At 64.3% G+C, this 22,229-nt stretch carries 12 protein-coding genes; 3 read left to right on the forward strand and 9 right to left on the reverse strand.

Features of this window, described 5'->3' with window-relative positions; translation table 11 throughout:
- Positions 1-62: 62 nt before the first annotated feature.
- Positions 63-1,745 (reverse strand): serine hydrolase, encoded by a 1,683-nt coding sequence (locus tag CSQ92_RS13680; protein WP_099394355.1) that lies wholly within the window; start codon positions 1,743-1,745, stop codon positions 63-65.
- Positions 1,746-1,984: 239 nt separating this feature from the next.
- Here CSQ92_RS13680 and yidD point away from each other — a divergent pair, with 239 nt between their 5' ends.
- The 3 genes from yidD to CSQ92_RS13695 all read left to right on the forward strand — a co-directional run bounded on the left by yidD (position 1,985) and on the right by CSQ92_RS13695 (position 3,945).
- Positions 1,985-2,464 carry a membrane protein insertion efficiency factor YidD gene (yidD, locus tag CSQ92_RS13685; RefSeq protein WP_099394356.1) on the forward strand — a complete coding sequence of 160 codons (480 nt, stop codon included), beginning with the start codon at positions 1,985-1,987 and terminating at the stop codon, positions 2,462-2,464.
- Positions 2,465-2,720: 256 nt separating this feature from the next.
- Positions 2,721-3,662, forward strand: a complete 942-nt coding sequence (locus CSQ92_RS13690) for a bestrophin family protein (RefSeq protein ID WP_099394357.1) — start codon at positions 2,721-2,723, stop codon at positions 3,660-3,662.
- 82 nt (positions 3,663-3,744) lie between these two features.
- Positions 3,745-3,945, forward strand: a complete 201-nt coding sequence (locus CSQ92_RS13695) for a heavy-metal-associated domain-containing protein (RefSeq protein WP_099394358.1) — start codon at positions 3,745-3,747, stop codon at positions 3,943-3,945.
- Between the two features lie 46 nt (positions 3,946-3,991).
- On the opposite strand, the gene CSQ92_RS13700 is transcribed toward CSQ92_RS13695, so the two are convergent.
- The 8 genes from CSQ92_RS13700 to CSQ92_RS13735 form a co-directional block, all read right to left on the reverse strand.
- The gene (locus CSQ92_RS13700) at positions 3,992-4,720 is read right to left on the reverse strand and encodes a glutathione S-transferase (RefSeq protein WP_099394359.1); all 729 of its coding nucleotides are present in this window, start codon (positions 4,718-4,720) and stop codon (positions 3,992-3,994) included.
- A 20-nt stretch (positions 4,721-4,740) separates the two neighbouring features.
- A complete protein-coding gene (cueR, locus tag CSQ92_RS13705) occupies positions 4,741-5,160 on the reverse strand; it encodes a Cu(I)-responsive transcriptional regulator (RefSeq protein ID WP_034788623.1) in 420 nt (139 codons plus the stop codon).
- Position 5,161: 1 nt separating this feature from the next.
- Positions 5,162-7,597 (reverse strand): heavy metal translocating P-type ATPase, encoded by a 2,436-nt coding sequence (locus CSQ92_RS13710; RefSeq protein ID WP_099394360.1) that lies wholly within the window; start codon positions 7,595-7,597, stop codon positions 5,162-5,164.
- 104 nt (positions 7,598-7,701) lie between these two features.
- Entirely contained in the window at positions 7,702-8,457 is a 756-nt protein-coding gene (locus tag CSQ92_RS13715; protein WP_225317390.1) for a FecR family protein, read from the reverse strand.
- Positions 8,426-16,333 (reverse strand): YDG domain-containing protein, encoded by a 7,908-nt coding sequence (locus tag CSQ92_RS13720; RefSeq protein ID WP_099394362.1) that lies wholly within the window; start codon positions 16,331-16,333, stop codon positions 8,426-8,428. The genes CSQ92_RS13715 and CSQ92_RS13720 overlap by 32 nt, the downstream gene beginning before the upstream one ends.
- Positions 16,334-16,349: 16 nt before the next feature.
- A complete protein-coding gene (locus tag CSQ92_RS13725; RefSeq protein ID WP_099394363.1) occupies positions 16,350-17,960 on the reverse strand; it encodes a ShlB/FhaC/HecB family hemolysin secretion/activation protein in 1,611 nt (536 codons plus the stop codon).
- A gap of 210 nt (positions 17,961-18,170) precedes the next feature.
- The gene (locus CSQ92_RS13730; protein WP_257219210.1) at positions 18,171-20,426 is read right to left on the reverse strand and encodes a CHASE2 domain-containing protein; all 2,256 of its coding nucleotides are present in this window, start codon (positions 20,424-20,426) and stop codon (positions 18,171-18,173) included.
- Complete coding sequence (locus tag CSQ92_RS13735; RefSeq protein WP_099394710.1) at positions 20,423-22,045, reverse strand: GAF and HD-GYP domain-containing protein; 1,623 nt, start codon at positions 22,043-22,045, stop codon at positions 20,423-20,425. Before CSQ92_RS13735 ends, CSQ92_RS13730 begins: the two co-directional genes overlap by 4 nt.
- Between the last annotated feature and the right edge of the window lie 184 nt (positions 22,046-22,229).

Below are 22,229 nucleotides of genomic sequence, written 5' to 3' on the forward strand. Positions count from 1 at the left end.
CGAAAAAATAATGCCTGCCGGCAGTATCGACTGGCCGGCAGGCATGCGCTGTATTGCGGCGATCAGTTCACGCGTTTGGCCGGCATATCCTGCCCCTCCTGGCGCAGCACCAGTTGTTGCGTCTTGCCATCGGCATCCTTGCTGAAACGCACTTCCGCATCGACTTCATTCGAGAAGAAAGCCGTCTCGCTCATCGGCAGCATGGCCAGCTTGCGGAAACCCGTCACCTGGGCGAAGAATTTATCGCCTTCGCGCGTCACTTCCAGGTAGACCTCGGGCGCCAGCGCATACCTGCCCACGTAGGCATCGAATTGCGCCGTCGTCATGGCGACCACCGTACGCGCCGGCTTGGCGGCGCTGGCGCGTTCGTGCACCGTCTTCGATTCGCCGCCGTCATTGAGGATCAGCTGCGCCTCGCCCTTCGGTCCCCGCTCGAATTCGGCAGTGGTGAGCGTATTTTCAATCAGAAAGCCATTTGGCGAGTACGCCAGCATGCGCTGGGCGGGACGCCCCGTGCGCTGCAGCAGCAAGTTGCCCTCGAAGTTGCGGATCGTATAGCCAGCCTTGTCGTTGATGGCGTACACGCCCGCGTACGCATCGAGGATGGCGGGCTTGAGCGTGATGACCTTGATCTCGGGATATGGCCGGCCCACGGCGACAGCAGCCGCCTTGCGTGCCACCACGTCGGGATTGACCAGGCCCGTGTCCGAATTTTCCAGCACGGCCACATAGACTTTTTCCTTCGGCAAACGCATCGCATACGTGGCAAAACCATTGATGCCGCCGCTATGGTGGATGACGGGCGTGTTTTGCCAGGTGCCCACCTTCCAGCCCAAGCCGGAACGGGTCGCCTTGCCATCGTTCAGCTTGGCCTGCGTGAACGCCTGCTGCCAGGTGGAAGCCTTGAGCAGCTTGCCGTCGGAGATGGCCGCGTCCCAGCGCGCCAGGTCGTCCACGGTGGACACGAGCGCGCCGGCCGCATACGGCTGCGTCATGCTCAGGGGCAAGTTCGGCACATAGGTCTCGCCCGAGCGGATATGCCCGGCCGCGCGCTTGGCGGGCCGGCGCTCGTGGCCTTCATATGCCGTGTCGTTCATGCCCAGCGGAACGAATATCTGCTGTTCCACAAACGTGGCATACGGCTGGCCCGATGCCTTTTCGATGATGGCGCCCAGCAGGAAATAGCCGGAACTGCTGTAACTCCACTGCGTGCCCGGTTCAAAGTCGGGCGCATCGTTCTTGAAGAAATCGATCATCTGCGCCACGCTCAAGTCTTTCGTGCTGTTGGGCACAAATTCCGGCTTCCTTGTGTAGTCGTGGATGCCGGACGTATGCGCGAGCAGCTGTTCGATCGTGATTGTCTTGCCATGCGTCGGATAGTCGGGCAGGAACTTCGTGATGTCATCGGTGATGGCCAGCTTGCCCTGGTCGGCCAGCAGCAGGATGGCGACGGCCGTGAATTGCTTGGAAATGGAACCCAGGCGCAGCGACATGTCAGGCGTCAGCGGCTGGCCATCCTTCACGCTGGCCAGGCCATACGCCTTGCGCAACAGGGGCTGGCCATCCTTGACGACGATGACGACGGCGCCAGGTTCCGTGGCCTTGTAATAGGGAGCGATACTGGCGTCGATTTGCGCGGCCAGCGCTTGCTGCTGCTGGCTCAGGGGAGCCGGCTGGCCAGCCCAGCCGGCTGGCGCTTGCAACAGGATCAACGTGGCGAGGCAGATGCTGGAAACTGTAAACATGCAGATCACTTTCATTGGAAGGATAAACAAGCTTGGCCATGCCCCTGGCGGCGGCTATCGGGATGGGATAATTTTTTTAGACAATATTTCAAATTTGCCCACCCAGCCTAGCAGACGCGTCACGCATAATTCTCTCCATTTATCACCATGATAGTTTGTGCCTGCTGACGCTATTATTTTCGGGATACCTATCGTATGCTCGCACCAGTGACTTGATGGCATAGGAAAAAGGAGCTGGCATTTTCTCATTCGACACTTGCGGCAAACGCCTGGCCCTGTTGGCCATTCGCGCTTACCAGCGCTACCTGTCGCCCTATAAAGGCTATTCCTGCGCCCACCGCGTGCTGACAGGCCGCGACAGCTGTTCCGCCTATGGCTACAAGGTCATCGCGCGCCACGGCTTGCGTCCGGGACTGGCGCTGTTGCAACGCCGCCTGCGCGCCTGCGGCGAACGCCATCGCCAGCACGGCGCGCTGCAGCCACCGGCACGGCACAGTGCGCGCAGGCAGGCACAGGCGGGGTATTGCGACTGCGATGTGCCCCTGGTCGACTGCGCCTGCGACTGCGCCGACGTGGCAAATGTACTGAACTGCAGTTGGCCGGGTCAGCATAAGCAGACATGCTGGTTTCGCAATGGCTATATGACAAGCAAGGCATTGAAACAGCAGCAGGCGGCACATCGCAAGAAGATCAGGCAAGGGCAGAACCCGGACAACTGAAATTCACACGAATACTTACAAATGAAATATTCATTCATGAAATGAATAATACCCATTATCACTGTGAATTGGCTGGAAGCGGGCCTGCGGCCTATACTCATGCCGTCTCCCCTACTTTGCTTCCCATGCACACCCTGCTCAGCCCGCATATATCGCGGGCTTTTTGTTCCCGGCAATTGCCACTCTTTCTTTCCCCTCTTACCGATCACCAGGTGCGCGTTTCCCCGCCAGCCCAGCCCCAAACCGGGAGTACAGCATGATCGTGCGCGAGCGTCCTTCGGCGCTACGGCTGTTCCTCGTGGTGCGCGGCTCCGTCCTGCCGCGCATCCGCACCACGCTCATCGTCAATACCCTGATCGCCACCCTCGTCACCTGGTGCCACGGCACCCTGTTCGACCACAAGGTCATCCTCACCACCATCCCATTTACCCTGATCGGCTTGCCACTGGCCATCTTCCTGGGTTTTCGCAACACGGCCGCCTATGACCGCTACTGGGAAGCGCGCAAGCTGTGGGGCGAACTGGTCTTGCGCAGCCGTAATTTCTCGCGCCAGTGCCAGACGATGATACGCAGCGACACGCCGGCCCACGCGAGGCTGGGCCTCAACGATGTGCGTGTGCGCATGATTTACCGCACCATCGCCTTTTGCCACGCCTTGCGCCACCAGCTGCGCGACACGCGCGGACCGGCCGACTTGCAGCCGCTGCTGCGCCCGGCCGAATGGGAAGCGGCCTGCAAGGCGGCGAACCCGTCCGACTACCTGATGCTGCAGATGGGCCACGACCTGGCCGACTGCGTCCGGCAAGGCCGCATCGACAGCATCCTTGCCACGCAGATCGATAACACGGTCTCGGCCATGGTAGCGGCAGGCGCCTCGTGCGAACGCATCCGCAGCACGCCGATTCCCTTCTCGTACTCGCTGCTGCTGCACCGCACGGCCTATCTGTACTGTTTCCTGCTGCCCTTCGGCCTGGTCGATTCGCTCGGTTTCATGACGCCCTTCGTCGTCGCCATCGTCGCCTACACCTTCTTTGGCCTCGATGCGCTGGGCGACGAGATCGAGGAGCCGTTCGGCGAAGATGCCAACGATCTGCCGCTATCGGCCATGTGCCGCGCCATCGACATCAGCTTGCGCGAATCCGTGCAGGACGAAAACGTGCCGCCGCCCATGCAAGCCGTCGACTTCCTGCTCCATTAAAACGCCACAACGCTTCCGCTTGACCTTCCCACCGGGGCAAGGATTACAGTGGAAGCACTTAATCATTCAAGGAGTGCTTGTCATGTATCAGTTACAAGTTGAAAACATGAGTTGCGGCCATTGCGTCGGCTCGGTCACGAAAGCGGTGCAGGCGATCGATCCTGCGGCACAGGTGCAGATCGACCTGGCCAGCAAGCGCGTCACGGTGGAGTCATCAAGCGAACTGGGCGCCATCAGCGCCGCCATCGTGGAGGCGGGCTACCCCGTCACCAGCGCACAATAAAAGCAGAGCAGCACCAGGACAGCCGGCCCTTGCGCCGGCTGTTTTTTTATCCGTCCAGTTCGGGGTAATGGCGGAAGATGCCTTCTTCATTGAAGGCGATTCTGCGCTTCGACTTCAGGTAGCGGGCGATATTCGGCCGCGCCGCCACCGCATCGTGCAGCGCAAACAGGGCTGGATACTGCGGCGCCAGGCGCGCCATGGCTTGCGGAAACGCATAGCGCAGGCCGGCCAGCATCTGGAACAGCGACAGGTCGCCATACGTGAGTCTGGCACCCACCAGGTACTGGCCACGGCTGCGATTATTCAACAACACTTGCGTGAAATAGGAAAGAAACTTGGGCAAACGTGTTGTGCGAAAATCCGCGCTGCGCAGCATGGCCGCCTGCTGTTGCTCTTCGTAATATTGATTCATCGACAGCGGATGATGCGTGTCGTGCACTTCCGCCAGCCAGTCGGCCATCGTCAGTTGCAGCTGGTTCAGCCACAAACGGCCGCTTTCCGTACGCGGCGCCAGCCCCAGACGCCGGCCCAGGTACAAGAGGATATTCGTGGTCTGGCCGATCAGCACGTCGCCATCGCGCAGCACGGGCGGTGCGTAGGCCGCCTGCGGCATGCTGTCGCCATCGAGGCAGGCCAGCATGGCGGGAACGCCTTGCCCCTTGCGTTCAGGCAAACGGGCGATATCGCGGTAGTCGGCGCCCGCCTCTTCCAGGGCCAGCCGGATGAATTCGCCGCGCCCCTGTATCGTGGGCCAGTAATACAGTTCATACGCCATAGCCCCTCCGTTGATTCACATCAATGGCAACATGCTTTCGCGTCCGTGTCACCAGCCAACCCCAGGCTTTGCAGGATAGGGCAATCGGGCTTGTCGTCGCCGTGGCACGATTGCGCCAGGTGGGCCAGGGTATCGCGCATTTCCGTCAGTTCGGCGATGCGCTTGTTGAGCTCGGCCACGTGGGCCAGGGCGATGCCTTTCACGTCCGCGCTGGCGCGCTGGTCGTTTTGCCACAGCGACAGCAGCTCGCGGATCTGTTCCAGCGAAAAGCCAAGACCCCGCCCGCGCTTGATGAAGCGCAAGGCGTGCAAGTCGTTCGGCGTGTAGATGCGGTAACCGGCGTCGCTGCGCGCGCTGGGTTTTAACAATGCAATACTCTCGTAGTAGCGTATCATTTTTGCCGATACGCCCGTTTCGCTTGCCGCTTGGCCGATATTCATCCTATGACTCCTTGGTATGCGCGCTAGCTGCATGACTGCGGGCTTTCCAGCGCCGCAGCAACAGGGCATTGCTGATCACGCTGACCGAACTGAAGGCCATCGCCGCGCCCGCCACCATGGGGTTGAGCAAGCCGAAGGCGGCCAGCGGAATGCCGATCAGGTTATAAATGAATGCCCAGAACAGATTCTGCCGTATCTTGCTGTAGGTGCGGCGCGAGATATCGATGGCGTCCGCCACCAGGGCCGGATCGCCGCGCATCAGCGTGATGCCGGCCGCATGCATGGCCACATCGGTCCCCGTCGACATGGCGATGCCCACGTCGGCGGCCGCCAGCGCCGGCGCATCGTTGATGCCGTCGCCCACCATGGCCACCTTCGCGCCCTCGCCTTTCAGCGCGACAATTTTAGCGGTTTTATCGGCCGGCAGCATTTTCGCCGCCACCGTGTCGATGCCCAGCAGCTTGCCGACGGCGTCGGCGCTACCCTGGTTATCTCCCGTCAACATCACCGTGCGGATGCCCAGGCTGTGCAGATGGGCAATGGCCGCCTGCGCGTTTGGCTTGACCTGGTCGCTGAAGGCAAACAGGCCCAGCAGTTCCGATCCCGACGCCAGCCACGAAATCGTGTTGCCCGTGGCTTCCAGTTCCTGCGCTTGCGCGGCCAGCGGCGTCATGTCCACGTGCAACTCCTGCATCAGCCGCGTGCTGCCCAGCTTCAGTTCCAGGCCATCGACGTGGGCCGCCAGGCCGCGGCCCGGCAAGGCCGACAGGGCCGTAGCTAGCAAGGGGTCGATGTGGCGCGCGGCAGCCGCATCCAGCACGGCCGTCGCCAGGCTGTGCTCGCTACCGCGCTGAATGCTGGCCGCCAGCTGCAGCAGCCGCGCATCCTCGATGCCATGCGCATGCAAGGCCGCCAGCGCAGGTTTTCCCACCGTCAGGGTGCCCGTCTTGTCGAACACGACAGTATTGACGGCATGCGCCACTTCCAGCGCTTCCGCATCCTTGATCAGGATGCCGTAACGGGCAGCCACGCCCGTGCCGGCCATGATGGCCGTCGGCGTGGCCAGGCCCAGCGCACAGGGGCAGGCGATGACCAGCACGGCCACGGCATTGATGATGGCGTTCTCCAGCTCGCCGGTAGCGAGCCACCAGCCCAGCATGGTCAGCAGCGCCAGCAGCAGCACCACGGGAACGAAGATGGCGCTGACCTTGTCGACCAGATGCTGGATCGGCGCCTTGGCCGCCTGCGCATCTTCCACCAGGCGGATGATGCGCGAGAGGGTCGTCTCGCCGCCCACGGCTTGCGTGCGCACCAGCAGCAAGCCGTCCGCATTGATGGCGCCGCCCGTGACCTTGTCGCCCACATGCTTATCGACCGGCAAGCTTTCGCCCGTGATCAGCGATTCGTTGATCTGGCTGGCGCCTTCCACCACCACGCCATCGACGGCTACCCGCTCGCCGGGACGGATGACCACCAGGTCGCCCACTTTCACCTGCTCCACGGGCAAGTCCAGCTCCACACCGTCGCGGCGCACGCGCGCCGATTCCGGACGCAAGACTTGCAGCGCGCGGATGGCGGAGGCCGTCTGGCGCTTGGCGCGGCTTTCCAGCCATTTGCCCAACAGCACCAGGGTGATGACGACGGCCGACGCTTCGAAATACAGGTGCGGCAGCATCTCGCCCGCCGTCAGCCATTGGTAGACGGACAAGCCATACGCGGCGCTCGTACCCAGCGCCACCAGCAAGTCCATGTTGCCGCTACCGGCGCGGGCCGCCTTCCAGCCCGCCTTGTAGAAGCGCGCGCCAAAGTAAAACTGCACGGGCGTGGCCAGCGCGAACTGCAGCCAGCCTGGCAACATCAAATGGATGCCGGCCCACTCGAGCAGCATGGGCAGCATCAAGGGGAAAGCCAGCACGGCCGCGAACGCCACTTTCATGCCGTCGCGGTTCGGTGCGGCAGCGGGCGCGCTGGCCTGGCTGGCGGCGGGCGCCTTGGCGGCATAGCCGGCCTTGTCGATGGCGGCGATCAGGGTGCCAGCTTCCAGGCCGCCCGTCACCTTGATGCGCGCGCTTTCCGTGGCCAGGTTGACGCTGGCGGCCAGCACGCCTGGCACTTTCAGCAAGGCTTTTTCCACCCTGCCCACGCAAGAGGCGCACGTCATGCCGGCGATACTCAGGTCGATCTCGCGCTGCGCCACCGTGTAGCCGGCCTTTTCCACTGCCGCCTGCAAGGTGGCCAGGGGAATCGGCGTGCTGGACGTGACTTTGGCCACTTCGGTGGCCAGGTTGACACTGGCCTGGCTCACGCCAGGCACGGCGGCCAGAGCCTTTTCCACGCGGCCCACGCACGAGGCGCAGCTCATCCCTTCAATGGCCAGCGCCTGCGCATGCGCGGCGTCGGGAGGGAAAGCGGCGGGGACGAGTGCACTCTGGTTCATGGCAGATCCTGTACGAAAGATTAACGAATAGGGTCAGGATCTGCTATCCAACGATGGGAAGGTCAAGCCCTATTTGCAAAGTGTGCGGGCTTGTTTGCGGATGCTTAACGCACCACGCAGTCGATGGCGGCGGGCTTGCCGCTGTTGGCGCCGGCGCCCGTGCTGGACAGTGGCGTCGAAAACGCCGGCGGCGGCGTAAACGGGATGCCGGGATTGACGGGCAGCATCACGGGCGGCTGCTTGAAGCTGGGCGTAAAACCGAACTGGCCGGCAGCAAAATTTTGCGTCCCGGCAGGATTGGTGACATGAATCAAGCCATCGAGCACCTGCACATACAAGCCCGGCGCCCTCGCCGCCCCGACTGGCGGCGATACCGTTGGCAGCGCCGGTGCCGACGGCGCTACGTAACTGGCAACAAACGTCGTGCCGCGGATGCCGATGGTGGCGGCCGGCGTCTTCATCTCGAAGCGCTCCTTGTTGCGCTTGCCCAGCAATCCCGTGACGGAACGCAAGCCGCCCTTGAGCAAACTGAAGATGGCATGGTCGCCGTCAGGCTGCTCGGCCGTGTAGCTGAATTGCTCGATCACGAAACTGGTATTCGGCTTCAGGGTGATTTCGCTATTGTCGATCAGCTTGATCAAGGCATAGGTCTCCTTTTCCGTCAGCAAGGTGTCCCCCTGCTCGACTTCGGACTTGATGGCCAGGATCTTCACCTTGCCATCCGCCTTCTTGGCCATCAGCGGACCACTCAATTGCATGACGGTACCGGCCACCTGGCCAGCCCAGGCGTGCGCGCCCATGCACATCAGGGCCAGCCACAGCAGGGCCTTAATTGCAGTACATTTTTTTAGTAGGGTCATCGAATTTGTATCCTGTAGGTTTATCTGCAGCATCGGCAACATCCTTGCTGTCCGGCTTCTTGTCGTCCAGCTTGGCTGGCGGCGTGGACGCGAGCGTATCGTTGGCACGGTCAGCCTGCTTGATGATGCGCAAGGCATCGTCGATGGCCGCGCTCGTGGCGGCATCGATCACGGGCTTGTCGATGGTCGTCGCCGGCAGGAAGATGGCGTCCGCCATGCTCACCGTGCCATTCGGCGCCAGCAGAATCACGCCGCTACGCTGGCGGTTGATGCGCACGCCCGAGTCGCCCGTGATGCTGCCCGTTTTCGCCAGCACGCTCATGCTGGACGCTGCCGGCAAAGCGACGCTTGCCGTGTCCGCGAAGCGCACATGGCCTTCCGCGGTGGCGGAAAAATTGCCACCGCTAACAATCTGCGCATTGCCGCCGACATGGATGTCGCGACCCGCCGTCAAACTGACATTGCGCGTCGCTGCCAACTGCGCGCCATCGCCCAGCAGCACGTCCGTGCTGGCATTAAGGGCGATATCATTGCCCTCGATCTTGCCGTTGACAGTGACGGGGCTGTGCGCCGTCACGCTGACGTTGCCGCCGTTCGCATTGATATTGCCTGCCGCGACACCGCCCGTGTTGTCGATGGCGATATTGCCCGCGCCCGTGGTGAGCGTTCCCAGGGTCAAGGTGCCCGGCGCCGAGGTATTGTTCAGCGCAATGCCGCCACCTGCACTATTACTGGCGGTAAAACTACCCACCTGGTTGCCCGCATTGCCCAGCACGATGCCATCGCGCGCCTGCGCAGCCAGGCTGCTGGCGAGCAGCGCGCCGTCCTGGCCGATGGCGCCGTTCAGGGCGCTCAATTTCACTTCGTTCGCCGCCAGGCTGGCGAAACGCAAGTCGCCAGCCGCTTGCGTAATGGCCAGCTGGCCCGCCAGCCGGATGGCGCCGGCCGCCTGGCTGAAGCTGTTTGCGACAAGCAAGTTGCCCTTGCCGTTCAGCAGCCCGCCGCCTTGCGCGTAGCGGTCCGCCGACAGGCTGCCGTTCAGCAACAGGCTGCCGCCGTTGATTTCCAGGCCGGCCAGGCCGCTCAGCACGGAGAGGTCCAGCGCGCTTTCCCCCAAGGTCAGGCTGCCGCCCGTCAACAGCAAGCCCGTCGCCGAGTTCAGGTTTTTCAGGATGGTGCTGCCGGCCGCCGCGCTGTAGGTGACGATGCCCTTGCTGTTGCTGAAGTCGACCGCCAGCACGTTCGCGCCTTCCGGCACCACGCCGCCGTCCCAGTTGGCGGCATCGCTCCACAAGCCGCTGCCGCTGCCGACCCAGGTCGACAATTGTTTTTGCGCAATCGATGCCTGCGCCGTGCCGCCCGTCGTTTCCAGGGTGTAGTTGCCCGCATCGGCGCCCGCCAGGCGGAAACCGCTGGCCGTCACCAGCTTGCCCGTACCCGCATTCTTGTCGGCAAAGCTGCCGCTGCCGCCCACCACGCTGACCACATCCTGGCCCAGCACGCCGTTCGCCGACGCGCTGACCGCCGCGGAAGTGGTTCCGTCATACACCTTGCCGGCGGCGCTCAGGCTTGCCAGGGTCAGGCTGGCCGGTGTAATGCTGGCCAGCAAGCCCGTCGGCAAGACGATAAAGTAATTGCCCGCATCGGCGCCCGTCAGCGCCGCGCCGCTGAGCTGCACGGCCTTGGCCGCGCCCACGTTCTTGTCCGCAAAGCTGGCTACCGCCGAGGCCGTCAAACTGTCGCCAGCGATACGGTCATCGCCCAAACTCAGCTGCGCACCCGTCGTGCCATCGTAGACCTTGCTGCCCACCACGCCGGACAGGTTCAGCGCGCGCGCCGCGATATCGGCCGTGGTGCTGCCCGCATTGCTGCTCAGCACATAGTTGCCAGCATCGCCGCCGCTCAGCGCCACGTTGCTGACATTGACGGCCTTGCCGGTACCCGCATTCCTGTTGCCGAACGCGGCGCTGCCGCTCACGCTCAAGGCATCGCCCTGGATGCGGTCATCGCCAAAGTGCACCTGCGCGCCCGTCGTGCCGTCATACGTCTTGTTGACGCCATTAAAACTCACGTTCAGGGTGCGCGCCGCGATGTCGGCCGTCGTGCTGCCTGCATTGCTGCCCAGCACATAGTTGCCCGCGTCACCGCCGCTCAAGGCCACATCCGTGACATTGACGGCCTTGCCGGCACCCGCATCCTTGTTGCCAAACGCGGCATTGCCCGCCACCGTCAGGGTATCGCCCTGGATGCGGTCGTCGCCAAAGTGTACTTGCGCGCCCGTCGTGCCGTCATACGTCTTGTTGACGCCGTTGAAGCTCACGTTCAGGGTGCGCGCCGCGATGTCGGCCGTCGTGCTGCCCGCATTGCTGCCCAGCACATAGTTGCCCGCGTCACCGCCGCTCAAGGCCACATCCGTAACATTGACGGCCTTGCCGGTACCCGCGTTCTTGTTGCCAAACGCGGCATTGCCAGCCACCGTCAAGGCATCGCCCTGGATGCGGTCGTCGCCGAAATTCACTTGCGCGCCCGTCGTGCCGTCATACGTCTTGTTGATGCCGTTGAAGCTCACGTTCAGGGTGCGCGCCGCGATGTCGGCCGTCGTGCTGCCCACATTTCCATTCAGCACGTAGTTGCCCGCATCGGCGCCCGTCAGCTGGCCCGTCGCCACCTGGTAATCGACCACCTTGCCAGTACCGACATGCTTGTCGCGGAAGCTGCCCTGCAAGCCGGCCATGCTGACCTGATCGCCCGTCACCAGGCCTTCGAAGTAGCCGTTCAGGCCAGCCTGCAAAGTGCCGTCGTAGACGCGGCTTTGCGCGCCCGTGACGCCATAGTTCAGCACGCGCGCCGTGATGTCGGCCGTCGTGCTGCCCGCATTTCCATTCAGCACGTAGTTGCCCGCATCGGCGCCCGTCAGCTGGCCCGTCGCCACCTGGTAATCGACCACCTTGCCAGTACCGACATGCTTGTCGCGGAAGCTGCCCTGCAAGCCAGTCATGCTGACCTGATCGCCCGTCACCAGGCCTTCGAAGTAGCCGTTCAGGCCAGCCTGCAAGGTGCCGTCGTAGACGCGGCTTTGCGCGCCCGTGACGCCATAGTTCAGCACGCGCGCCGTGATGTCGGCCGTCGTGCTGCCCGCATTTCCATTCAGCACGTAGTTGCCCGCATCAGCGCCCGTCAGCTGGCCCGTCGCCACCTGGTAATCGACCACCTTGCCAGTACCGACATGCTTGTCGCGGAAGCTGCCCTGCAAGCCGGTCATGCTGACCTGATCGCCCGTCACCAGGCCCTCGAAGTAGCCGTTCAGACCCGCTTGCAAGGTGCCGTCATAGACGCGGCTTTGCGCGCCCGTGACGCCATAGTTCAGCACGCGCGCCGTGATGTCGGCCGTCGTGCTACCCGCATTTCCATTCAGCACGTAGTTGCCCGCATCGGCGCCCGTCAGCTGGCCCGTCGCCACCTGATAATCGACCACCTTGCCAGTGCCCACATGCTTGTCGCGGAAGCTGCCCTGCAAGCCGGCCATGCTGACCTGATCGCCCGTCACCAGGCCTTCGAAGTAGCCGTTCAGGCCAGCCTGCAAGGTACCGTCGTAGACGCGGCTTTGCGCGCCAGTGACGCCATAGTTCAGCACGCGCGCGCTGATGTCCGCCGTGCCGTCCGCCGTGGTCGCGGCCAGGCTGTAGTTGCCCAGTTCATTGCCGCCCAGGGCCAGGCCGCTGGCATGCACGGCCTTGCCGTTGCCCGCATTCTTGTCGAGGAAGGCGGCGCTGCCACTGATGCTGATGTTGTCGCCCGCCACCACATTGCCCAGCACGAAATTGGCGCCGTCGTAACCCAGGGTGCCGTCATAGATCTTGCCATTGCCGCCGATGCTCACCGTCAGCGCGCGCGGCGTGATGGCGAAAGTCGTCGTGCCGCCCAGGCTGATGTCGTACTTGGTCGACCACAGGCCTGTCGCTGCATAGCTGCCCACATTGCGCGCGTTGCTGCCGTAGCCGAGGCTGCCATTTACGCCCGTGTCGCCGTCGATCAATCCCACATAGCCGATCGAACCGAGGAAGGCAGCCAGCTGGCCATCGTAGACCTTGCCCGCAGCATTGCCAGAAAGGTTCACTTGCAGCGGTTTCAGGAAAGCCTTCAGCATCGGCGTCGTGTAGCCATCGTAGATGCGCCACACGCTGCTGAAATTGTAGTCGTTGAACATGCCCTGCTGCTTCATCTGCGCCGTGCTGCGTCCGCTGGAACCACCGCCATCCATCAGCACCAGCGATGTTTCATAGTTAAAAAAACCATAGCTGAACGGGGAACCGGAAGACACGCGGCCGGCTACCGCGCCCACTGCCGCATAGCCGCTGCCAGTCACGGCGCCACTGCTGAAGACATGGCTGACGCTGCCCGTGCTTTCGCCGACCAGCCCGCCCATGTTTTCCCAGGCGAGGATGGGATCGGCAACGCCGGCCCGGCCCACGGCACCGCTGGCATATGCATCATCGATGCTGCCGCCGTTCAGGCCCACCAGGCCGCCGATGCTGCGCGCGCCAGTGACATTGCCGGTGGCATAAGACTGGCTCAGCGCGCCCTGGTTATTGCCAACCAGGCCACCGATCATTTCACGCGCGCCCGTCACCACGCCGGTGGCATACGAGGTCGTGATGCTGGCGCCGGACGCATTCAATCCCGCCAGGCCGCCGATGGCGCCGCCGCCATCGGCATTGATGCCGGTGACGGCGCCGCTGCTGGCGGACAACGTGATGGCGCCCCCGTTGCTGCCCACCAGGCCGCCAACATTGCGCTGGCCGCTGACGGCCATGCTGCTGTTCACGCCATCGATGTTGCCGCTGACGACCTCGCCCGCCAGCGCGCCCACGTTGGCCGTACCGGTGACGCTGCCGCCGCTCAGGGTCAGGTTGCGCAAGGTGCCGCCCTGGACGGTGCCAAACAGGCCTGCCGCCGAACCGGACGCCAGGCTGCGGTCGATTTTCAAGTTACTGAGAGTAAATCCGGCGCCATCAAACACGCCGGAAAAACCGCTGCCGCTGCCGGCGATCGGCACAAAACCCTGGCCATCGTTCCAGTTCGCGGTGCCGCTGGCGTCGATATTGCCCGCCAGGCGATAGCTGTTGCCAAGGCCGAGGCTGCCGATGCCTTGCAAGCCATGGATATCGGCGATCAGATAGGGCGAGGACGAACCGCCATCGCCGCCTGCCGCGCGCAGGAAGCTCCCCTGCGCGATGCTGAAACCGCGCGCGGAAAACGCGGGCAGGCTGGCGCTGTTCTGCACCCAGCGGCCGCCATCGAGCAGGAAGTCGCCGCCCACGCTGACGGCGCCGCTCGCGCTGATGTTATTGCCGGAAGCCAGGGTCAAGCCCTTGGCCACGCTGAGGGGGCCGTTCAGGTTGATATTGCCGCCCGTGCGCAGCACAAGCTGGTTCAACTCGCCTTGCGACGCCAGGTCCATCGCGCCCACGAGATTGACGACCCCGCCAAAACTGTCGCCGCCCACCTGCACGGTGCCGGCGCTGATGGTCTTCAATTCCGCTTCGCTCAAACCCAGGCTGCCGGCATTGTCCGCCGCGACCGTGCCCAGGGTGATGGCGCCCACGCTGGAACGGCGGTTCAGGCTGACGGTGCCACCCGCCGTGGCCGCTATCGATTGCGCGCCGCCGCCCAGGTTCATATTGTCGGCAACCAGATTGACCGCGCCGGCGGACAAGCCGCCGCCACTGGCGAGCGACAGCAAGCCGCCGGCCGTGGCGGTGAGACTGCTGCCGTCCTGGCGCAGCGCCAGCGTGTTCGAGACGAGCACATTGGCGCCGCTTTCGAGCACCAGGTTTTTCACGCCGCCGTCCGCCGCGACCGTTGCCAAGTCGATCGCCTGCTCCACCGTCAGGTCGCCGCCTGCAGCGCTGCCGATATGCACGCTGCCGGCGGCGATGCGGTTCAGTTCGGCGTTTGTCAGGCGCAGGCCGCTACCGGGCTTGTCACCCAGCGCGATCTGCCGTCCCGCGCTGAACGCTTGCAGGGTCACCCCGGCATTGCCGGCGGCGCCGCCAACATTGATGGCGCCGTTGATGCTGATGTTGTCCGCCTCCAGCAGCACCGTCTGACCGGTGACGCCACTGCCCAGCAGCTGATCGCCGCTGCCCGTCAGGTCGATGGATCCACCGGCGACATTCGCGCGCAAGGTCAAATTGCCGTTGCCGACATTGACGGAGCCGACGCCGAAAGTGACGCCGGCGCCCGACAACCGTACGTCGCCATTGCCGCTGCCGAGCGCCGCGTTCAGATTCACATTCGAGCCGGCGCCATAGGCCATGCCAGCGGCCGCATCATTGGCCGACAGCGTGATATGGCCGCCATTGGTGGTGATGGGCGCATTGACATTGATGATCTCGCCCGCCTGCGCCGTCAAGCCCACGCCTTGCTGCGCGATGTTGATGGCGCTGTTGAAATTGATGCGGTGCAGGGCCTGCAGCGTGACGTTGCTGCTGGCGCCGGAAATGAGGTCGGCGCCGATGCTGGCGTTGCCGGTGGCCGGAGAGTCGGCGAATTGATCGAAGGAACTCAACTGGCCGCCCGAACCGGCGACCACGGTGATATCGTAAGGATCGAGCAGCCAGTTGCCGCGCTTGCCATGCGCCGCGCTGGTATTGACGCGGATGCCATCGACGGCCAGGTAATGGCCGGATGTTTCCACGAAGCCCCCGTCGCCGCCCTGCGCGCCGCCGCGCGCGGAAATGCTGCCGTGTACCTGGGCCGATTCATTGCCCCAGGCGATGACCTTGCCGCCGTTGCCGCCATGGATGGCATCGGCATTGACGCTGGCGTCCTTGCCGACGAGCACCTGCCGCGCATTCTGCACGGCCGCGTTCTTGCCCTGGTAGTCGCCGCCCAGCAAGACCGTGCCGCCGCCCGTGGCGCCGCTGGCGTCGATTGCCGCATTGCCCAGCAAACCCACTTGCTCGCCCAGCACCTGGATGTCTCCCCCCTTGCCCACCGCGCCAGTGGCGCTGGTGACGCTGCCCGCCTCGAGCAACGCCTTGCCGCTGGCCTTGAGCACGATCCGGCCATTCTCGCCGACGACGGCGCTGTTGGCGTTGAGCACGCCGCGCTGGCTGACCAGCGCGCCGGCCATGCCGATGCTGCCGCCCTGGGCGATGATCTGGCCCAGGTTCAGGGCCTGGTCCGCTGGTGCCGAGACCAGCACGCGCAATTGCGGATTGCCGGGGTCGGCCAACTGCACGCTGCGTCCGGCTGCCAGGGTCACTTCGCCATTTGGCGCCGTGATGATGCCCGTGTTTTCCACGTTCGGCGCGATCAGCAGCACTTGCCCGCCCTTGCCCGCCTGGATCAGGCCCGCATTGCTGACACCGCCGGCCACGCCGCCGGCCGTGAACTGGCGCTTGCCGGCCAGGAAATCCTCGTTCGTCATGCCCAGGCTGGACGCCACCAGCCCGTTCACGTCCACTTTCGCGCCCTGGCCAAAGACGATGCCGTTCGGGTTGATCAGGAAGACCTTGCCGTTCGATTCGAGCGCGCCCAGGATCTTGCTGGGGTCTTGTCCCGTGATGCGGTTGAGTACGGCGCTATTGCCGTTCTGCTGGATGAAACGCGTGATTTCGCCCGCATGGATGGAAAAGCTCTGCCAGTTGATGATGGTGTTGGGCGTGTTCGTGATCGAGAAGATGTTGCCCTGCTGGTTGAACGTCGCTTGTCCGTTGACTACCTGCGGCAAGGCGGGGTTGGCCTGCGCCGCGCCGAAACAGCCGGCCAGCAGCAGCGCCAGCGCCGTGCGGCGCAGGGGCAGCGCAAAGGGTGACGAAAAGGATGGCGTCAGGATGAAAACGGAAGCGTGCTGGACATGGTTGTGCATGGTGTTCATCCTGATACTAGTAGGCCAAGGCGAGGCGGAAATGCAGGCGGTTGGCGCCCCGCTGTCCCGTGTCGCCGCCATTGACGACATGAGCGTAATCGAGTTGCAGATTGGCATAGCGGCTCAGCAATAAACGCAGGCCGAGGCCGCCGCTGCTGATGCCTTGCGACGCGCTTTCGCCGGGCAGCCCATGGTTGCGGCGCAGCCATGCCGTGTCATAGAACGCCAGTGCGCGGCATTGGTAGCCGAGTGCCTGGCCGCACCAGTTCGGCGTATACAGTTCCAGGTTCAGGTTGACGCCCGAATCATTCGATACCTCGCGCTCGGCAAAGCCGCGCACGGACGCAGCGCCACCGGCGCCGAACTGCTCGCCAGGCACCAAGGCATCGGGCGTGACTTGCGCGTTGACGAGCGCGCGCCATTGCCAGTCGCCGGCCAGCACGCGCCCCGAGCTGGCGCTCAGGCGCAGGGTGTTGTAGGCCGCCTTGGCATGCGCGCGCACGCGGTCGAAATCGGCTTGCGCGCCATGCTTGCCACCAGGGATATTGTGCGCGAAGGTGACCGCCACGCTGGTCTCGCCCGTGGGCAAGGTCCAGTTGCCGATGTAGCTGACGCTGAGCGGATGCACGGTGACGTCGGCGCCCAGCTCCATGCCGAACAGCTGCACGCTGTTGCGGTAAGCCTTGTAATCGACGCCGTACACGAGCTTGGGTTCGAAATCGCCGCTGCGGGCAAAGTTCTGGTTGTAGCGGATGCCGGCCATGCTGCCCTGGCCGCTGACGGCCAGGTCGAAGATGCCGGCCGAGACGCTGCCCGAATCGACGTTCGAATAGCTGGCAAAAAAGTCCATCGAGTCGCCCAGCGCATACAGCGGCAGGTGGTAGCCGGCGCCATACACGCCCACCTTGTCCGGCTTTTCCAGGCTGCTCGTGTATTGCAGGCTGGCGACATGGTCGCGGCCGAACAGGTTGGCATGCTGCAGCACCACGCCCACGTGCGTCTTGCCCGTTTGCGCATTGCCCGTATTGTCGACGTTGAGCATGGCTTTCCAGGGCTTTTCATCGGCCACCGTGACGATGGCGTCGATGGCGCCCGCCGGCTCGTCCGCTTGCAGGCGCACTTCGATCTTGCGCGCCGGGTTTTCATTGGCCAGCCTCAGGCTTTGCGACAGGGCCGGCACGTTCGGCGTCTCGCCTTCGCGCAGGGACGGCAGGGCGCGCCGCACGTTGGCCTCGTCGACATGCGCGTTGCCGCTGATGGCGAGCTTGCCCAGCGGCGTTTGCAGCACGCTCAGGCGCACCACGCCCCGTTCCAGTTCCTGCTCGGGCAATTGCACCTGCACGGCGCTGTAACCGCGCTCGCGGTAGGCCGCTTCCAGCGCCTCGACGGCGCGGGCGATGTCGGAAAAATCGCGCTGCGCGCCCGTGTAAGGTGCCAGCAAGGCTTGCACCTGCGCGGACGTGAGCAGGGTATTGCCCTGGACGTCGAAGCGGCGGATCTCGAAGCGCGGCACGCCGTCTTCCTGCATGGCAGGAGCAACTTCATCCATGGGAACGGCAGCGCCGGCGGCGCCGACGGCAAACAGCAGCGCGGAACCCGCAAGCAGGTGCACCAAACGATATGTCATGTGAAGGATTTCTTGTGTAACAGGACAAGCGCGCGGCCCGCAGGCGCCAGCATGTCCGGCAATGGATTGAAGACAAATTTTAGACGGCTTTTAGTTTCCAGTCAGAAATTTCTAACATTTCTCCCTGATTTTTATCGCAGCGCAACAAACCGTGCGCCGGCGAGGGTGAAAAATGCCGCCATCGCTTGCATTTTCGGGCGCGATGGCGGGCTATTTGCTGTGCAATGCTGTCACGCCATCCCAGTCGGCAGGCGGCGGCGCGTTGCGGTACTGCTCCAGGCGCGCCGCGTACAGCCGGTACAGGCCGTCATCGGGAAAGTCCGCCTGCAAGCGGACCAGCTGCGCACCAGCCTGCTCCCAGTCGCGCGCGCGCAGACTGGCCAGCACCGCATGCCAGCGTTCCAGCTGCGCCAGCTCCGCTTTGCCGGCGTCGGCCAGCAGGCCGCGCGGCTCGAAGATGGCCACCGCTTCCTGCTTGCCCAGCACGCGTATGCGATCGAGCTCGCGGTACAGGAAATCCGGGGCGGCGGCGCGCGTGACCTCGCCCACCACGATGCCCACGCCATACAGCTTGCTGGCGCCTTCCAGGCGCGCGGCCAGGTTGACGCTGTCGCCCATCACGGTATAGGCGCGGCGGATGCGCGAGCCCATGTCGCCCACATGCATGGATCCCGTATTGATGCCGATGCCGATGCGCAGCGCCGGCCAGCCGCGCGCACAAAACTGCCGGTTCAGCCGCGCCGCGCTGCCCTGCATCAGCAAGGCGCTGGCCACGGCCCGGCTGGCATGATCGCCAAAGGCGACGGGCGCGCCCCAGAACGCCATCACGGCGTCGCCGATGTATTTGTCCAGGGTGCCGCCATGGCTGTCGCGGATATCTTCCGACATGGCCGTCAGGTACTCATTGATGTATTCGCGCAGCGCGGCCGGCGCCAGCTGCTCGGAAATGGCCGTGAAACCGCGCACGTCGGCAAACAGCACAGTCAGTTCGCGGTTCTCGCCCTCCATGGTGTAGCGCTGCGGATCGTCGGCCATCTCGGCCACCAGCTCGGGCGCCACATATTCGCCGAAGCGCGCCACCAGCGCGCGTCCCTTGCGCACCTCGAAAAAATAGCCCCACGCCAGGTTGGCGATGAACAGTGCAAGGATCAGCAGCAGCAGCACGGCGCCGCCCAGCACCAGGTCGTGCGCTGCATACAGGTACAGGTTGATGCCGATGGCCGCCGCCAGCGCGCCCACGGTGGCCAGCATCACGCCGGCCGGCGGCAGCACTGCCAGGGCGCCCGCCAGCAGCAGGCCACACAGCACGATCTGCACCAGTTCCAATGCCAGCGCATAGTCGGGCCGCGCCTTGAAGCGCCCATCGAGCATGGACTTGATCAGGTTGGCGTGCACCTCCACCCCCGGATACTCGGCATTCACGGGCGTGGCGCGGATATCGTTCAAGCCGGGCGCCGTGGTGCCCACCAGCACTATGGCGCCCTTCAGCAGCGCGGGCGGCACCGTGCCGGCCAGCACGTCGGACGCCGAGACGTAGCGGAAGGCGCCGCCATCGGGGCCGCCCGTGCCGCGGTACTGCACCGTGGTCGTCAAGGCTTCGCCCACGGGGATCGCCATCGCGCCGCGCGGGGTGAACAGCATGAGGTGTTCGAGTCCGCCGTTGGCCAGCTCGCGCGCCGACAGGGTGTCGGCCGTGCCCGTGAAGCGTGGGGCGATGGCGCGCGCCTGCAGGTAGACGGCGACGGTGGCCAGCGACAGCGAAGGATAGTAGCCGTCGCCGATGCGCTGCAACAGGGTCGAGGAACGCACCACGCCATCGGCATCGGTCAGGGCCGTGAAGATGCCGGCGCCTTGCGCGGCCGCCTGCAGGGGCGCGATATTGGCTTCGTAGCCGCGCGCCACGTAGGCCGTGACGCTGCGCCCGTTCAAATCGGCCACGGTGAAGGCCGGCTTGGGCAGCACGCCCTTCCTTTGCTGCTCCGAGACGCTGTAGCCGAGCACCACGGGCTGGCCGCGCATGGCCTCGGCAAACAGGCCGTCGTAATCCATGGCGGGGCGCAGTTTTTCCAGCTGCGCCGGCAAGCCGGCCACGCCCGCCAGTTCGCCATGCGCCAGGCCTTGCAGCACGGCGTAGCCGGAACTGGTGTCCGCTTCGGGAAACGCGATATCGAAGCCCAGCGCAGACACGCCGTAATGGCCGGTGAGCTGGCGTACCAGACGCGCCTGGATATCGCGGCTCCAGGGAAAACGGCCCACCCGGGCCAGGCTTTGCTCGTCGATGTCGACGATGACGATGCGGCGGTCGAGCTGCGGCTTTTCCGCGCGCATGCGCCAGTCGCCCAGCATGGCGTCCAGGCGCGCGATGTTGTCGTTGCCGGCCAGGCACAGCACGGCCGCCGCCAGCGTCAGCAGTATGCCCAGCAAGCAGCGCGCCCCATGCTTGCGCAAGGCCAGCGAGGACTTCAAGGGGTATAGCCTGGAATGGCCGCCTCGTCGACGGCATCGATCTGGCTCGGATGCATGTGCTTTTCAGCGAAGGTCAGATAGACTTTGCTGCGGATGAAGACGTCGAACAGCTCCGGGTCGATATGCCCGTTCAGGCTGAAATTGCCGAGGATGCGCAGGGATTCGGACAGCGACTTGCCCTTCTTGTAGGGCCGGTCGCGCGCCGTCAGGGCCTCGAAAATATCGGCGATGGCCATCAGCCGCGCCGGCACCGACATCTGCTCTTTCGTCAGCCCGCGCGGATAGCCCTTGCCATCCATGCGCTCGTGGTGGCCGCCCGCATACTCGGGCACCTTTTGCAGGTGCTTGGGCCACGGCAGCGCTTCGAGCATGCGGATCGACACGCTGATATGGTTGTTGACGATGGCCCGCTCGGCCGCCGTCAGGGTGCCGGCGCGGATGGTCAGGTTTTCCGTCTCGTCGGCGTCCAGAAAATCGCGCAGTTCGCCATCGGCCGCGCGCCAGCGGCGCCTGGCGATCTGCCGCACGCGCTCCTGGTCCGCCTGCGCCATGCTTTCGCCGCCGATGTTCACCGTGCGGATGAAGTCGCGCTCTTCGCGCAGCGCGGCCTGCTCCTGCGCCAGCGCGCGGGCAATGGCATCTTTCTGCTGCGGCTGCGCCGCCTGCTGGCGCAGGGCCGCGATCTCGGCGTCGCGCAGCAGCACTTCGTAGCGCGTATCGATCAGGGCGATGCGGTCAAAAATGGTTTCCAGCTTGGTCGCCTTGTCGACCACGTGCACGGGCGTGGTGATCTTGCCGCAATCGTGCAGCAGGCCGGCCAGCCACAGCTGCTTGCGCTCGTTGTCACTGAGCCTAAAATCGGCCAGCGGCCCGGTGTCCGTCGCATGCGCGGCGTCCGCCAGCAGCATCGTCAGCTCGGGCACGAACTGGCAGTGGCGCCCCGTGTACGGCGACTTTTCATCGATGCCGATATTGATCAGGGTAACCAGCGACTCAAGCAGCTCTTCCAGCTGCGAGATGAGCAGTTGATTCGTCAGCGCCACGCCCGCCTGCGCGGCCAGCGCCTCGATGAAGCGCTGGTCGGTGGAGGAAAAGGCGCGCACCTGCCCCGTTTCCCCATCCTTGGCATTGACCAGCTGCAGCACGCCGATCAAGTCGCCCTCGTGGTCGCTCATGGGCACCGTCAGGATCGATTGCGTGTGGTAGCCGTGGTGGCGGTCAAACTCGCGCATGCCGGAAAAATTGAAGCCCTCGTCGCGGTAGACGTCGGCGATATTCACACTGCGGCGCAGGTTCGCCGCATACGCGGCCACCGATGCCAGGTTCGGCTGGCCGGCAGCATCGAACAGGGGCACGCCAGGCAAGCCCATGTCCGCCCCCTGCGCGATGCCCAGGCTGTCGTTGACGCTGATGTCGAACGCCAGCTGGCGGCCCTCGGCCATGGGCCGGTACAGGGTGGCGCCATCGGCACCGCTCATGCTTTTTGCCAGCAGCACGATGCGCTGCAACAGCGCGCCGATATCGTGCCCCTCGCCGCCCAGGCCATGGCCCAGCGCGACACTGAGTTCGGTCAATTGCTCCAGTCTGTGGGCGATTTTCTCAGGGTGCAGCTGAGGCATGTTGGCGGCAATCAGGTAATGGGCAAGCAAAAAAGGGAAGTCGGCAAGCGCCAGTGTAACGGCCACCCTGCGCACTGTACATTACTTAGTTACAACAAAATGAAATAACTTTCCGTATCGCAACACGCATAAATGTTGCCGCCAATCTCATTAATTAGAATAGAATCAACAATAATTACACCGT

This window comes from Janthinobacterium sp. BJB446 (genome assembly GCF_002735655.1).
Classification (GTDB): domain Bacteria; phylum Pseudomonadota; class Gammaproteobacteria; order Burkholderiales; family Burkholderiaceae_D; genus Janthinobacterium; species Janthinobacterium lividum.

Coding starts and splice junctions, on each gene's coding strand:
- CSQ92_RS13680 (WP_099394355.1), bottom strand. CDS start 1,745: ATGTTTACAGTTTCCAGCATCTGCCTCGCCACGTTGATCCTGTTGCAA.
- CSQ92_RS13690 (WP_099394357.1), top strand. CDS start 2,721: ATGATCGTGCGCGAGCGTCCTTCGGCGCTACGGCTGTTCCTCGTGGTG.
- CSQ92_RS13695 (WP_099394358.1), top strand. CDS start 3,745: ATGTATCAGTTACAAGTTGAAAACATGAGTTGCGGCCATTGCGTCGGC.
- CSQ92_RS13700 (WP_099394359.1), bottom strand. CDS start 4,720: ATGGCGTATGAACTGTATTACTGGCCCACGATACAGGGGCGCGGCGAA.
- cueR (WP_034788623.1), bottom strand. CDS start 5,160: ATGAATATCGGCCAAGCGGCAAGCGAAACGGGCGTATCGGCAAAAATG.
- CSQ92_RS13710 (WP_099394360.1), bottom strand. CDS start 7,597: ATGAACCAGAGTGCACTCGTCCCCGCCGCTTTCCCTCCCGACGCCGCG.
- CSQ92_RS13715 (WP_225317390.1), bottom strand. CDS start 8,457: ATGACCCTACTAAAAAAATGTACTGCAATTAAGGCCCTGCTGTGGCTG.
- CSQ92_RS13720 (WP_099394362.1), bottom strand. CDS start 16,333: ATGCACAACCATGTCCAGCACGCTTCCGTTTTCATCCTGACGCCATCC.
- CSQ92_RS13725 (WP_099394363.1), bottom strand. CDS start 17,960: ATGACATATCGTTTGGTGCACCTGCTTGCGGGTTCCGCGCTGCTGTTT.
- CSQ92_RS13735 (WP_099394710.1), bottom strand. CDS start 22,045: ATGCCTCAGCTGCACCCTGAGAAAATCGCCCACAGACTGGAGCAATTG.